A 13,615-nucleotide genomic window follows, 5' to 3' on the forward strand; every position below is an offset into this window, starting at 1 on the left:
CCCAGCCCTCTTCTGCGGAAGAGGGCTTCAGTACGCCCACCGGTATTTCTGCATATCAATCTGTCCTGAACCCGATACCTGCACGCCTTCTGAAAGCAGGGCCTGCCGCTGGCGCTGCAAGTCTGTACCCGTTAACGATATCGCTCCGTGGCGATTGACCACCCGATGCCAGGGCAGGGTGCTTCCTTCCGGCAATCTTTTCAACACGCCGCCGACCTGCCTCGCCGCGCGTGGCGATCCCGCCAGACGGGCCACGTCGCCATAGGTGGTGACATATCCCTCCGGAATGGAGGCGACAATCTGCCATACGCGCTGTGGGAAAGAGTCGTGGACGTCCATGGGGGCTCCTGTGAGGCTGGTCTGACACTCAGATTGGCAAAAGAGAGATATTACCTGATTACTGCGCAAGTTTGCGCAATAAACCAGCATACGGATGGCGGCGGCTTGCAATTGCAGGGCGGCATAGGGATAATGCGGCTGCGCGTTGGTTAACAACGCTCTCAATGGGGGCTCTGTTGGTTCTCCCGCAACGCTACTCTGTTCACCAGGTCAGGTCCGGAAGGAAGCAGCCAGGGCAGACGACGTGTGTGCCGGGATGTAGCTGGCAGGGCCCCCACCCATTTCTGCTCTTCCTGATTTTCCTCCCTTTCACTGAAATATCCTTTATATTTTAATGGATAATAAATCCGCGCGTTATTTAAGGTTATTGAATTAATATTTAATATATTGTTCATGCACCTGAAATATTACTGTCATAAAGATGAAATAAACGCGTGTCATTTTATATTTGGCCGTAATTTCTCCGTCATAAACAAAAAAGATATGTCTGGATTACCGCCTCACGTTCGTGTATTTAATTAAGCACTTATTCCGAAGGGAAGTGACCATCATGGCGACTGCGGTATTAAACGTTAAAATCGATGAAGCGCTAAAAGAAAGACTTCGCCACTACGCTGAAGTGAACAATGAGAACCTCAGCGTGACCACAGAGAAGCTGCTGCTGCTGGCATTTGAAGCGGAAGCAGAGGCGGGAGTATCGGAAGAGGATATCGATAATCAGCATACGGAAGAAGAGAGTGTTTCTCCATTTACTCCTAAAGAAATCAAAGCACTACGTAAACTTCTGAAGAAGAGAAAATGAAACAACAACTGTCAAACGCCCACGATTACAAAGAAGCCTGCGACCTTCTACGCTCCGGCTATGTTAAACACGTCCGGCTTGACTGGAACGTCGGAAGCGATGAGTTCTTTCGTATTGCGTCGGACTGGTGTGACACCGGTGCCAAAATAAAGAAAGACGGGGATAATTTTGTTATTTCACTGAAAGGCTTCCCGATTCCTCCTCAACACTGAATTCCTGTTTGTGAAAACTGCTGACTGCATCTGCTACAGTCAGCAGTTTTTATTTCAAACCACACTTCGCCTGATGGTGGGGCCCGCATTATTGAGCGCCAGCCACAGCGGCTTGATTTTTAACAGCGCCTGCTCTAATTCCTCCGGCGGAAGTGAAAAAGGCATGCGTAAATAACGATCGAACGCGCCCGAAAGGCCAAACCGCGTCCCGGTGCCGAGGTTGATGCCGATCGTTTCTGCACGGGCCGCCAGCTGCGTGGCCTGCATGCCCGGTAGCGCAATCCAGTAGGACAGGCCGCCTTCGGCCTCGTGAAACGTCCAGTCGGGAAAATGCTCGCGCAAAAGCGCCCTGCACCGGTTGCGCCGTTCCGCCAGCATGTTTCGACGCGCGGGGAGAAATTCGTTGGCATGCTCAATCAGCCACTGCGTGGCGAGCTGCTCCAGCAGCGGCGAGCCCAGGTCCATCGCGTCGCGCGTCTGAACCAGCATCGCTATCGTGCGCGACGAGGCGCGGATCCAGCCAAGGCGCAATCCTCCCCAGAAGCTTTTGCCGGTTGAGCCGAGCGTAATCACCGTGGCCTCAGGGTTAAAAGAGGCCAGCGGGGGCGGCGGCGGCGCATCAAACCACAGGTCTACCATTGTTTCGTCCACCACCAGCGCGGTGCGGGTTTGCGCCGCAACGTCTGCTATCGCCTGGCGCGTTCGAACGTCCATGCAGCGGCCCGTCGGGTTATGGAAATCAGGCATCAGGTAGGCCAGGCGAGGAGCCGTCTGGGCAATGGTGGCGGCGAAGCCATCGGTGTCCCATCCCGTTTCGGGCAGCGAGACGCCAACCGGGCGGCAAAGCGCCCCCTGAATGGCGGCAATCGCCAGCGCGTAGGTAGGATGATCGACCACGACGCGATCGCCGGGTCCGGTCATCATCCGCAAAACCAGCGCAAAGCCGCTCACCGCGCCGTTCACCACCATTACCTCATCGGCCCGCGTTGGCAGCCCGCGCGCGGCGTAGCGGTCCGCTATCGCCTGGCGCAGGGCGGGCAACCCCAGCTGATCGTAACCCGTCAGCGTCAGGTGCTGCGCAAGCGCGGTGAGCGCGTGGCTGTAGGCCTGGTGAATTTCAGGCCCGGCGCCGAGCGCGGCGGTGGAAAGATCCAGCGCCGCGCTGGCGGTTGAAAGCGTCGGGACGGCGTGCGAGTCCGGCAAAATCACGCGCGACCCGCTGCCGTGGCGGCTTTCCAGATAACCCTCTTCGCGCAGAAGCCCCAGCGCGCTGCCGATCGTGGTGCGGCTAACCTCCAGCGCGGCGGCGAGCTCCCGTTCGCCCGGCAGGCGCGTGTGCAGCGCCAGCCTGCCGTCCAGAATGAGCATGCGCAGCGCGTCCGCCAGCTGGCGCCACAGCGGCGTGCGGGAACCGGGATGCTGCCAGTTGCCCAGCAGGCGCACCAAAGACTGACTACCGAAACGACGAGCTGACATATGCAGTCCACTATTTGAAAACTGGACATTAATCATAGAGCCAATTTCACCGATGATGAAAGCCTGATTTTTGGGAGAAGAAAAAATGGTACGTCGTCTGATTCAGCTTTACGTCGGCCTGGGGCTTTACGGCCTGTCGACCGCAATGTTTATCCGCTCGGATCTGGGCGTCGATCCGTGGGATGTATTTCACCTGGGCGTGGCGCTGCAGCTGGGCGTGAGCATCGGCACGGTGATCATCGTGACGGGCGCGCTGGTCCTGCTGCTGTGGATCCCGCTGCGGCAGCTGCCCGGTCTTGGGACGATCAGTAACGTGATCTGCATTGGCCTCGCGGCGGATGCGTCGATGGCGCTGATCCCGGACATCGCCTCGCTGCCGATCCGCATCGCGCTGCTAGTCTCGGGGATCGTCGTGAATGCGATCGCCACCGGGATGTATATCGGCGCGGGGTTTGGCGCGGGGCCGCGAGACGGCCTGATGACCGGCATGCACGCCCGCTTCGGCTGGTCGATCCGCGTGGTGCGCACGGCGATTGAGGTCTCCGTACTGCTGATCGGCTGCCTGCTGGGCGGAACGTTCGGCGTGGGAACGGTGCTCTATGCGCTGACCATCGGCCCGCTGATCCAGCTCTGCCTGCCGTGGTTTCGCCATAAGCCGCGGGCGCGGGCGCTAGCCGAACCCGAGCGTATTGTTTAATTCTGCGAAGCGCTCACAAGCTTTAGCCACGCTGCTGTGCCAGAATAGCGGCATCTCTTCTGGCGATGCAGGAAAGCATGAAAGCTATCACGCTCTATGACGTCGCCCGCCTGGCGGGCGTCTCTTATCAAACGGTTTCCCGCGTGCTTAACGACGCGGATCACGTGTCTGACCGGACGCGGGAAAAGGTGCAGCAGGCGATGGCGGAGCTGCACTACGTGCCCAACCGCGGCGCGCAGCAGCTGGCGGGCAAGCGCGGCCGCACGCTGGGGCTGATCACCACCGACCTGGCCCTGCACGCCCCGTCGCAAATCGTCTCGGCGGTAAAATCCCGCGCGGTTGAGCGGGGGGCAAGCGTGCTGATCTCCATGGTGGGATCTGCCGGGCAGTGCCAGGGCGCGCTGCAGGAGCTGCTGTCCCAGCGGGTAGAGGCGCTGCTGGTGAACGTTCCGCTGGACGACGCGCACGCCGAGGCGCTGCGCGAGACGGCCGCGCCGGTGCCGGTGCTGTTTCTGGACGTTGCGCCCTCGGCGCGGGTTCATAGTCTGATTTTCAACGCGGACGAAGGGGCGAGGCTCGGCGTTGAGCACCTGCTTGGCCTCGGCCATCAGCGAATCGCGCTGCTGAGCGGGCCGGAAAGCTCGGTGTCCGCACGGGCGCGCCTCGCGGGCTGGAAAGCGGCGCTAGGGCAGGCCGGGCTTGAACCGGCGGGAATTGTGAGCGGAGACTGGAGCGCAGCCTCCGGTTATGAGAAGGGGCACCGGCTGCTTTCGGGCGCGGCGCTGCCGGGGGCTATCCTGGTGGCTAACGATCAGATGGCGCTCGGCGTTATGCGCGCCTGCGCGGAAAAGGGGCTGGCGGTTCCCGGCCAAATTTCCATCGTTGGTTTTGACGATACGGCCGACAGCGCGTGGTTTTCTCCGCCGCTGACCACGGTGCGCCAGGCGTTTCGTGACGCGGGGGAGCGCAGCGTTGAGTGGCTGCTCGCACCGATCGACGCCGATCGCTGCTGGCAGGTTCAGCTTCCCGTCACGCTGATCGCCCGCCACTCGTCTGCGCCCCGGGCGTCGCGGCAGGCCGATCGCGAAGCGCTCGCGCAGCAGCTTCGCAGCCTTGCGATCCTTGCCGAACAGCTGGCGCGGGAATAAGACTTTGTGATCTGACTCGCTTCATTGCACGCGCGGGCTTTACCGCACTTCATTACCAGGGCATGTTGCTTCAAATTGTGAGCGCTTCGCAAAGAGGTTAATATGTCCACGTTACCCCCGCTGACCCTCAGCGCACTTCTTGCCCGTCGGGACTGGGAAAACCCCGGCGTTACCCAGTGGAATCGCCTGGCCGCACACCCGCCTTTTCACAGCTGGCGCGATGAGCCGCTCGCGAGAAAGGACGCGCCGTCGCAGAGCCGACGCTCGCTGAACGGCGAGTGGCGCTTCCATTTTTATGCCGCGCCGGAACGCGTGCCGGAGGCGTGGGTTGCGCAAGACTGCGCCGAGGCCGTCGCCATGCCCGTGCCGTCAAACTGGCAGATGCAGGGCTTCGATACGCCCATCTACACCAACGTAACCTATCCGATTCCCGTCAATCCGCCGTTCGTACCGGCAGAAAATCCGACCGGCTGTTACTCGCTCACATTTGATGTGGATAGCGCCTGGCTGGCGCAGGGGCAAACCCGGATTGTCTTCGACGGCGTTAACTCGGCCTTCCACCTGTGGTGCAACGGCCAGTGGATCGGCTATTCCCAGGACAGCCGCCTGCCTGCCGAATTTGACCTCACGGCGGTCCTCCGCGCGGGGCAGAACCGCATTGCCGTCATGGTGCTGCGCTGGTGCGACGGAAGCTATCTGGAAGATCAGGACATGTGGCGCATGAGCGGCATTTTCCGCGACGTCACGCTGCTGCATAAGCCTGAAACGCATATTGCCGATTACCACATTACGACTGACCTGAACGCCGAGTGCGATCGGGCGGTCCTGAAGGTTGATATCGCGCTGGCGGGCCCGCGCTACGCGGAGTGCGAGGTAGAATGCACGCTCTGGCGCGACGACGAGCGGTGCGCCAGCGTCGCGCGGCGGGCGGGCTCAGCCGCTGTCGACGAGCGCGGAGGCTGGGCGGAGCGGCTCACGGTGTCGATGCCCGTTGAGGAACCGGCGCTGTGGAGCGCGGAGACGCCTTCACTGTACCGCCTGACGATGACGCTGCGCACCGCGCAGAATCAGCTGCTCGAAACCGAAGCCTGCGACGTCGGCTTTCGCCGCGTGGCGATCGAAAACGGGCTGCTGAAGCTGAACGGTAAACCGCTGCTGATCCGCGGCGTCAACCGCCATGAGCATCACCCGGAAAACGGCCAGGTCATGGACGAGGCAACGATGCGCCGCGACATTGAGCTGATGAAGCAGCACAACTTCAACGCCGTTCGCTGCTCGCACTATCCCAACCATCCGCTCTGGTACACCCTCTGCGACCGCTACGGCCTGTACGTGGTGGACGAGGCCAATATTGAGACCCACGGCATGGTGCCGATGAGCCGCCTTGCCGACGATCCCCGCTGGCTGCCCGCCATGAGCGAGCGCGTCACGCGGATGGTGCAGCGCGATCGGAATCATCCCTCCGTTATCATCTGGTCGCTCGGCAACGAGTCCGGGCACGGTGCGAATCACGACGCGCTCTACCGCTGGGTGAAAAGCACCGATCCGACGCGTCCCGTGCAGTATGAAGGAGGGGGGGCCAATACGGCGGCGACCGATATCGTTTGCCCGATGTACGCCCGCGTCGACGAGGATCAGCCGTTCCCGGCGGTCCCGAAATGGTCGATTAAGAAATGGATCGGCATGCCGGACGAAGCGCGCCCGCTGATCCTCTGCGAGTACGCCCACGCGATGGGCAACAGCTTTGGCGGGTTTGCCAAATACTGGCAGGCGTTTCGCGACCACCCGCGCCTGCAGGGCGGGTTCGTCTGGGACTGGGTCGATCAGGCGCTGACGAAGAAGGACGACGACGGCCGGGCGTTCTGGGCCTACGGCGGGGATTTCGGCGACAGGCCGAACGATCGCCAGTTCTGCCTGAACGGACTGGTGTTCCCGGACCGGACGCCGCATCCGGCGCTGTTCGAAGCGCAGCGCGCCCAGCAGTTATTCACCTTTACGCGGGCCAGCGCCTCGCCGCGGGTGGTTGAGGTGCACAGCGACTATCTGTTCCGCACGACCGACAACGAGCGCCTCAGATGGTCCGTTGCCCGCGACGGCCTGATACTTGCCTCCGGTGAGGTGGCGTTGGACATTGCGCCTCAGGGCACGCAGCGCGTGGAAATCGTTTTGCCAGAATGGGATGCCGCGCCGGGCGAGGTCTGGCTTAACGTAGAGGTGTTTCAGCCGCGGGCTACGCCGTGGTCACCGGCCGGACACCGCTGCGCCTGGGATCAGTGGCAGCTTCCGGCACCGATGCACGTCGCGCCACCGGCGCGCGGGGGAACGCCTGGGGCACTGTCGGAGCACGCCGACGCGTTTGAGGTTGTCCATCAGCAGCAGCGCTGGCGGTTCGACCGAGCCTCCGGCAGCCTGACGCAGTGGTGGAACCACGGCGTGGAGACGCTGCTTTCGCCGCTGACGGATAATTTCACCCGCGCGCCGCTGGATAACGATATCGGCGTCAGCGAGGCCACGCGCATCGATCCGAACGCCTGGGTTGAGCGCTGGAAGGCGGCGGGCATGTATGAGATGTCGCCGCGCGTATTGCAGTGCGAAGCGCAGCAGCGGGAGGAAGAGGTGGTGGTGACAACGCGCCACGTCTGGGAATATCGCGGCAAGGCGCTATTCCAGAGCGACAAGGTCTGGCGGGTGGACGCCCGCGGCGCGCTGCACGTTGACCTGACGGTTTTGGTCGCGTCCGATATTCCCGAGCCCGCCCGCGTGGGCGTGAGCGTTCAGCTTGCGCAGGCGCCGGAAACGGTATCCTGGCTTGGCAAAGGGCCGCTGGAAAACTACCCGGACCGGAAGCTGGCGGCGCAGCACGGGCGCTGGACGTTACCGCTCGCCGCGCTGCATACGCCCTACATCTTCCCAACGGAGAACGGCCTGCGCTGCGACACGCGCGAGCTGGCGTTTGCCGGGCATCAGCTTCAGGGGGATTTCAACTTCTCGCTGAGCCGCTACGGCCAGAAGCAGCTGCACGTGACGACGCATCAGCACCTGCTGCGCGAAGAGCCGGGCTGCTGGCTGAGCCTGGACGCCTTCCATATGGGGCTGGGTGGGGACGACTCCTGGAGCCCGAGCGTTTCACCGGAGTTTCTGCTGCCAGCGCGCCGGCTGCGCTATGCGTTTAACTGGCAGCAAGCGCCGCGCTAGTCCGCGCCCCGCCGCCGTCAGGCCTGCGGCGGCGGGGCGAGGTTGCGCTCGGCCCAGAAGATATATTCCACTTTTGGCAGCGCCCTGCTGTAGTACCAGCCTTGCCCGTACTGGACGCCGTGGCGGCGCAGCCAGGCAAGCTGGCCTTCCGTTTCAATGCCTTCCGCCACCATGGTCAGCTTCAGCGATTTTGCCATCTCGATAATGTGCGGCGTGACGTTTTTGTACTCCAGCGCGTCCACGAAGGACTTGTCGATCTTCAGCGTATCGACGTCCAGATCCTGCAGATAGCTGAGGCTGGAATAGCCGGTGCCGAAGTCGTCAATGTAAACGGCGTGGCCCGCGCGGCGGAAAGCGGCAATCGCCGGGGCGCTCACTTTGGGATCGGCAAAGCCGCGCTCGGTGAGCTCAAGGGCAATCTGTCCGGGATGAACGCCCCATTTATTCAGAAGGTCGTGCAGCAAGGGCAGCAGCCTGCCGGAGGTTAAATCCGCGGGGGCGAGGTTAATCGAGATATGCTGCTCCGGGTGTAAATGCAGCCAGCTCCCCATGTCTTCGAAGACTTTTTCGATAACCAGCTGGGTGAGCTGCGAAATGAGCCCCGTCTGCTCCGCCAGCGGAACGAAGATTTCCGGTGAAAGATAGCTCCCGTCAGGCTGAGGCCAGCGGGCCAGGGCCTCCGCGCCCGCTATTTTTCCGCTGTTTAACGCCACGATGGGCTGGTAGTTCACGATAAAATCGCGGCTGTTGAGTGCGTCAAGCAGGCGGTTGCGCGGGGACTGCAGGCGGCGCAGGATCCGCAGCACGAAGAGGGCGGCGATCAGGCTAACCAGCATGCCGAAGGGGAGCCAAAAGAGCAGCTGCTTGTGCCAGCTTTCGGCCAGCGGTTTTAAAGGCGCCCACGCGATAACGGCAATGCCCAGCTCCGGGATGGCCTTGCGGATATACATCGCCCCGTCATACTCAAGCTGCGCCAGCGCTCTGCTTTCCATCAGCAGCCGAACGTGCTGGTTAAGCGCGCTGCTGCTGGCAAAAACAAGGTGGCTGGTGTTCCCGATCAGGGCGGCGTCGATGGCGATCGTCCCGAAGGGGATCACGTCCACCAGCGAGGCCGGGTCGATCATGACGAGGTAATTTCCTTTCCCCAGCACGGCCATGTAGTGATGAAAGCCGAGATCGTTTTGTGGCGTAATCCAGGCGCTGTAGCCGTCGGAGGTGCGGCGCATGGGCGGCGGGAAAGGAACGCCGCTGCTGTTCTGCTCAAGGGAGGAGCAGATCGGCCTGAGGTTTTCGACGTAAATGGCTTCCTGAATATAGCGACGAGAAAAGGCCACCTGGCGTATCTCGCGCAGGTGCTGACGGCTGCACGGGACGCCTTTGGAGCGCTGCAGCTGCGTCAGGGCATCTTTGGCCTGGTCAACAACCCTGTCCGTGCGCAGCAGCACGCGCGATGCGTAGTTATCGAGCGTATCAATAAACTCCTCTTCCGCCTGGCGATGCGCCAGCCAGATGCTCAGGCAGATGGGGAGTAGTACGGACAAGATCAAAATCCCTGTGACCAGGCTGACCAGATGTCGGGTTTTCATGCTGCCGTTCCTTCCTCTTGCGCCCGCTCCCGGGCAGCGACGACGTTTGCCTGAGGAGAAATAATTTCACCGTGAAATGATACAGTTATAGCATGAGAAAACATTGATCTTGTAGCGGTGGCAGGGATCGGATGATATTCCCGATCGGAAAGGGGTTGTTTTTGGCGAAAAGCTTCGCTATTCTTTTGTTATGTTATAACAAAACAAAAGGCCAATTATGAAACCGAATATTCATCCTGCCTATCGCACCGTGGTTTTCCACGACACCAGCGCCAACGAATATTTCAAAGTCGGTTCGACGATCAAAACCGACCGCGAAATTGAGCTCGACGGTGAAACCTATCCCTATATCACCATCGAGGTGTCATCAAAATCGCATCCGTACTATACCGGCAAGCAGAAAACGTTTTCGACGGAAGGCAGTGCGGCCCGCTTCCGCCAGCGTTTTGGCGGCTTTCTTAACGCGAAGCGAGGCTAATCATGCAGGTACTTAACTCGCTGCGCAGCGCAAAACAGCGCCATCCTGACTGCCAGATCGTTAAGCGCAAAGGGCGCCTGTACGTCATTTGTAAGTCTAACCCGCGTTTTAAAGCGGTGCAGGGACGTAAAAAAAGACGCTAAACGCGCGCTTCACGCCAGCTCTCCAGGGTTCTTCGCTGCTTGCCATCGTCGGTAAAATTGTCGTTGGCAAGCCAGCGTTGAAACGCCTGCGAAAGCGCCGGCCACTCGCTGTCGATAATCGAAAACCAGTCCGTATCCCGGTTGTGGCCCTTCACGACCAGCGCCTGACGAAAACGCCCCTCATACTGAAACCCCAGGCGCAGCGCCGCGCGCCGCGACGGTTCATTCAGGCTGTTACATTTCCACTCGTAGCGACGATAGCCCAGCGTCTCGAACGCATACTGCATCAGCAGAAACTGCGCCTCGGTCGACATCGGCGTGCGGCTGAGCAGGGGCGAAAAGTGCACGTGTCCCACTTCGACCACGCCGTTTTTAGGATCGATGCGCATCAGCGCGAGCGTCCCCACGGGGGCCTGTGTTTTATTATCGATCACGGTGAAGTGGATCGGATCGGGCAGTTCGCACACGCTCGCGACCCAGCGGGTGAACTCGTCCGGGGTGGCGTCCGGCTCGCGAAGCAGCCAGGTCCAGCTTCGGGTATCTTCAGCCAGCCGATAGGCGTTAAACAGCGCGTCGGCGTGCGCCACGCTCAGCGGCTCGAGCCGACAGTAGCGTCCGCTTAGCGTTACGCGGGCAGGATGAGGGCGCGGCTGCCAGTCGACGAGCGCGACGCCCACGGGCTGTCCAAACTGATTCAACGTATTCATTGTTAGCTCTCGTTGGGGGATAAGATCGCCAGATTATGGAAAATCTGGTTCCTTAAAAAGAACCACCGGGGTATGTTCTGGTGGTACCACGGAGAGCAAAATGAATATACCCGGCGATGACTTTTACACCCTGATGCACGCCGCGCTGGCGCAGCGCGGCGCGGAGACCCTGCAGCGAGCGCTCTATCTCGCGCTTCGGGAGGCGATCCTGTGCGGCAGGCTTCAGGCCGAAAGCCGCCTGCCGGGGTCGCGCGTTATTGCGCGACAGCTCTCCCTGTCGCGCAATACCGTGAATGCCGCGCTTGAGCAGCTGACGCTTGAAGGGTATCTGCACCGCAGCAGGCAGGGCACCCGGGTGGCTGCGCAGGTTTATCGCGCGCCTGAAGGCGCATTGTCCGAGCCCTCCGTGAAGCTGGCTAAACGCGTGGCCCGGCTCCCACGCCCCACGCCGAGAGATACGCCGGTGCCTGCGCTGACGCCCGGTACGCCAGCCATTAACTATTTTCCGCTGCCGCTGTGGCGGCGCTTGTACGACCGCGTGCTGCGCGAGCAGGGAAGCGCGCTGCTGGGCTATGGCGATCCGGCGGGGGAACCGCTCCTGCGCGAGGCGATTGCCCGCCACCTGGCGCTGTCGCGCGGCATTGATTGCGATGCCGGGCAGGTCATCATCACCGAGGGGGCGCTCGAGGGCGTTAACCTGTGTACCCAGCTGCTGAGCGAGCCCGGCGACGTGGCGTGGGTGGAAAATCCGGGCTACGCCGGAGCGAAAAGCGCCTTTGCCAAAGCGGGGCTGGCGATGGCCGGTATCCCCGTCGATGAAGAGGGGATGTGCTGGGAGGGGTTAACGCTTCCTCCTCCGGCGCTGATTTTCAGTTCACCCTCGCACCAGTTTCCCTACGGCAGCGTGCTCAGCGCGCGCCGCCGTCTGGCGCTGCTGGCGCTGGCCCAGCGGCACAGCGCATGGATTATTGAAGATGACTACGACAGCGAGTTTCGCTATTCCGGCGAGCCTGTGCCCGCCATGCTCGGGATGGTGAAAAATGCGCCCGTGGTCTATCTCGGCACGTTCAGTAAAACGCTGTTTCCGTCCCTGCGGATTGGTTTTATGGTGCTTCCTCCGGCGCTGGCGAACGCCGCGCGTCCAGCCATCGGCGCGCTGCTGCGGGGCGGCCATCGCGCCGAGCAGCGCACGCTGGCGCGGTTTATAGAAGAAGGCCATTACGCCCGCCACCTTGCCGCGATGCGTCGGCTCTACCGCAAGCGCTATCGGCAGCTGCGCGAGGCGATCGATGCAGAGCTTCACGTTGCGCATCGCGTGCTGGCGGGGGAGGGCGGAATGCACCTGACGGTGGCGATTGACGGGATTGACGATGTGGCGGTTGTTCAGCAGGCGCGGGCTTTTCAGCTGGCGCCCGCTGCACTGAGCGGGTACTACCTGGATAGTCAGCAGGGGCAAACCGGCCTGGTTATCGGATACGGTAATACCTCTGCGTCACAGTTTGCGTCGGCTATCCGACGCTTACAGCAGGTGATTGGGCAGCAGACGGGCGGGAAAGCGTGAAAACGTCATAAAACGAAAGCTCGCCCTTGGTCGACACCATTTTCTGCAGCTTCTCTTTCTGCGTCGCGTCTACCGCAGGAGAACGCATAATGCTGTCAATCAGCTCTTCAGGCACAAAGCGGGTGTTATACCACTCGCCGTTGTAGCAGACGCGAAAATCAAGCACGTCGATATCTTCATAGCGGTAGCGCGGATTAACGTCGAAGAAGAAGAACGCGTTAAACACCACGAACAGCACCACCAGCAGCCAGACCGAGTCCACCAGGGTTTCGGACCTGAGCATCACAATCAACGTTGCTAGCCAGGCGGCGTACATGGCGATAAAAAGACCCGGATGTTTACGGATAAAGCTGATGCTAAAGCGCGGGCGATTGTCGCGCTTTTCGCGGGTATTCAGGTCGTCGATGGTTACAGTGAGCAGGCGCTGTATCTCTGTCATTTTTTGCCTTCATGAATCGTGAAAATACAGGGGATCTGCCCATTTTAGAGGAGCGGTTCAGCCTGAAAAAGTAACAGTTGTTGGCTGAAAGACCATAACAGTTGCTCGCTACGCCTGAAGCATTTTAATCACCTTCGCCGGATTGCCGCCCACGACCGCATTGGCCGGAACGTCTTTCGTCACAACGGCACCTGACGCAATCACCGCGTTGTCACCGATCGTTACGCCCGGGTTAATGACCGCGCGCCCGCCGATCCAGACGTTATGGCCGATGGTCACCGGTTTGCCAAACTCTACGCCGCTGTTTCGCTCGACCGGGTCCACAGGATGGGTTGCCGTATAGATATGCACGCCCGGCGCGAGCATGCAGTTATCACCGATATGAATAGGGCAGACGTCCAGCATCACGCAGTCGAAGTTGGCGTAGAAATCCTTGCCGAGGAAAATGTTATAGCCGTAATCGCAGCGGAAGCTCGGTTCTATATAGGCGCCTTCACCGCGGCCCAGCAGGGCGGCAAGCAGCTCCTTACGTTCGGCTTTTTCATCGGGAGCGGTATGGTTATAGCGGTGAATCAGATGGCGAGCGCGGATGCGGTCGGCGCGTAACGTTTCGTCACCGGGGCGGTAGTGTTCCCCGGCAATCATCTTTTGCTTTTCAATACTCATTGTAACCTCTCCAGCGGTGTCCATTTTCTCTACAGGGTAACGGAGAGATACCGGAAAGGGAACGTTCCCAAAAGGCGGGTGTGACAATAATCACAACTTTATTGTCGCAAAGCACTTTGCCAAAGGGGCCTGTCTTTTCATCCGGGGGGGATAACTCGAAAGGTAA

The 13,615-nt window shown here is 60.8% G+C and carries 14 protein-coding genes and 1 other RNA gene; 9 read left to right on the plus strand and 6 right to left on the minus strand.

Going from position 1 to position 13,615, the window contains the following annotated elements:
- Positions 1 to 27: 27 nt before the first annotated feature.
- Complete coding sequence (locus AB8804_RS06560; protein WP_371184386.1) at positions 28 to 339, minus strand: MGMT family protein; 312 nt, start codon at positions 337 to 339, stop codon at positions 28 to 30.
- A 174-nt stretch (positions 340 to 513) separates the two neighbouring features.
- On the opposite strand from AB8804_RS06560, the gene ffs reads away from it, so the two are divergent.
- The 3 genes from ffs (at position 514) to AB8804_RS06575 (ending at position 1,353) form a co-directional block, all read left to right on the plus strand.
- Positions 514 to 610: signal recognition particle sRNA small type (gene ffs, locus AB8804_RS06565), an RNA gene on the plus strand.
- A 279-nt stretch (positions 611 to 889) separates the two neighbouring features.
- Positions 890 to 1,141, plus strand: a complete 252-nt coding sequence (locus AB8804_RS06570) for a hypothetical protein (protein WP_112011275.1) — start codon at positions 890 to 892, stop codon at positions 1,139 to 1,141.
- On the plus strand, positions 1,138 to 1,353 hold the full coding sequence (locus AB8804_RS06575; RefSeq protein WP_371184388.1) for a hypothetical protein: 216 nt from the start codon (positions 1,138 to 1,140) through the stop codon (positions 1,351 to 1,353). Before AB8804_RS06570 ends, AB8804_RS06575 begins: the two co-directional genes overlap by 4 nt.
- Positions 1,354 to 1,407: 54 nt before the next feature.
- On the opposite strand, the gene AB8804_RS06580 is transcribed toward AB8804_RS06575, so the two are convergent.
- Positions 1,408 to 2,829 (minus strand): PLP-dependent aminotransferase family protein, encoded by a 1,422-nt coding sequence (locus AB8804_RS06580; RefSeq protein WP_371184390.1) that lies wholly within the window; start codon positions 2,827 to 2,829, stop codon positions 1,408 to 1,410.
- Between the two features lie 85 nt (positions 2,830 to 2,914).
- Between AB8804_RS06580 and AB8804_RS06585 the strand changes: the two genes are divergently transcribed.
- The 3 genes from AB8804_RS06585 (at position 2,915) to AB8804_RS06595 (ending at position 7,869) form a co-directional block, all read left to right on the plus strand.
- Positions 2,915 to 3,526 (plus strand): YitT family protein, encoded by a 612-nt coding sequence (locus tag AB8804_RS06585; RefSeq protein WP_371184392.1) that lies wholly within the window; start codon positions 2,915 to 2,917, stop codon positions 3,524 to 3,526.
- A gap of 77 nt (positions 3,527 to 3,603) precedes the next feature.
- Complete coding sequence (locus tag AB8804_RS06590) at positions 3,604 to 4,674, plus strand: LacI family DNA-binding transcriptional regulator (protein ID WP_371184393.1); 1,071 nt, start codon at positions 3,604 to 3,606, stop codon at positions 4,672 to 4,674.
- A gap of 102 nt (positions 4,675 to 4,776) precedes the next feature.
- Positions 4,777 to 7,869 (plus strand): beta-galactosidase, encoded by a 3,093-nt coding sequence (locus tag AB8804_RS06595; RefSeq protein WP_371184395.1) that lies wholly within the window; start codon positions 4,777 to 4,779, stop codon positions 7,867 to 7,869.
- A 17-nt stretch (positions 7,870 to 7,886) separates the two neighbouring features.
- Here AB8804_RS06595 and AB8804_RS06600 read toward each other — a convergent pair whose 3' ends face one another.
- A complete protein-coding gene (locus AB8804_RS06600) occupies positions 7,887 to 9,455 on the minus strand; it encodes an EAL domain-containing protein (RefSeq protein ID WP_371184397.1) in 1,569 nt (522 codons plus the stop codon).
- 217 nt (positions 9,456 to 9,672) lie between these two features.
- On the opposite strand from AB8804_RS06600, the gene AB8804_RS06605 reads away from it, so the two are divergent.
- The gene (locus AB8804_RS06605; protein ID WP_112011280.1) at positions 9,673 to 9,933 is read left to right on the plus strand and encodes a type B 50S ribosomal protein L31; all 261 of its coding nucleotides are present in this window, start codon (positions 9,673 to 9,675) and stop codon (positions 9,931 to 9,933) included.
- Positions 9,934 to 9,935: 2 nt separating this feature from the next.
- Positions 9,936 to 10,076, plus strand: a complete 141-nt coding sequence (gene ykgO / locus AB8804_RS06610) for a type B 50S ribosomal protein L36 (protein WP_003859006.1) — start codon at positions 9,936 to 9,938, stop codon at positions 10,074 to 10,076.
- Here ykgO and AB8804_RS06615 read toward each other — a convergent pair.
- Entirely contained in the window at positions 10,073 to 10,783 is a 711-nt protein-coding gene (locus AB8804_RS06615) for a GNAT family N-acetyltransferase (protein ID WP_371184404.1), read from the minus strand. The genes ykgO and AB8804_RS06615 overlap by 4 nt on opposite strands.
- 100 nt (positions 10,784 to 10,883) lie before the next feature.
- Between AB8804_RS06615 and AB8804_RS06620 the strand changes: the two genes are divergently transcribed.
- The gene (locus tag AB8804_RS06620; RefSeq protein WP_371184406.1) at positions 10,884 to 12,344 is read left to right on the plus strand and encodes a PLP-dependent aminotransferase family protein; all 1,461 of its coding nucleotides are present in this window, start codon (positions 10,884 to 10,886) and stop codon (positions 12,342 to 12,344) included.
- Here AB8804_RS06620 and AB8804_RS06625 read toward each other — a convergent pair.
- Both AB8804_RS06625 and maa read right to left on the minus strand, forming a co-directional pair.
- A complete protein-coding gene (locus tag AB8804_RS06625; protein ID WP_371184408.1) occupies positions 12,292 to 12,783 on the minus strand; it encodes a YlaC family protein in 492 nt (163 codons plus the stop codon). The two genes, AB8804_RS06620 and AB8804_RS06625, sit on opposite strands and share 53 nt — an antisense overlap.
- 108 nt (positions 12,784 to 12,891) lie before the next feature.
- The gene (gene maa, locus AB8804_RS06630) at positions 12,892 to 13,449 is read right to left on the minus strand and encodes a maltose O-acetyltransferase (protein ID WP_371184410.1); all 558 of its coding nucleotides are present in this window, start codon (positions 13,447 to 13,449) and stop codon (positions 12,892 to 12,894) included.
- Positions 13,450 to 13,615: the final 166 nt, after the last annotated feature.

This window comes from Enterobacter sp. KBR-315C3_2022, assembly GCF_041399425.1.
Taxonomy (GTDB): Bacteria; Pseudomonadota; Gammaproteobacteria; order Enterobacterales; family Enterobacteriaceae; genus Enterobacter.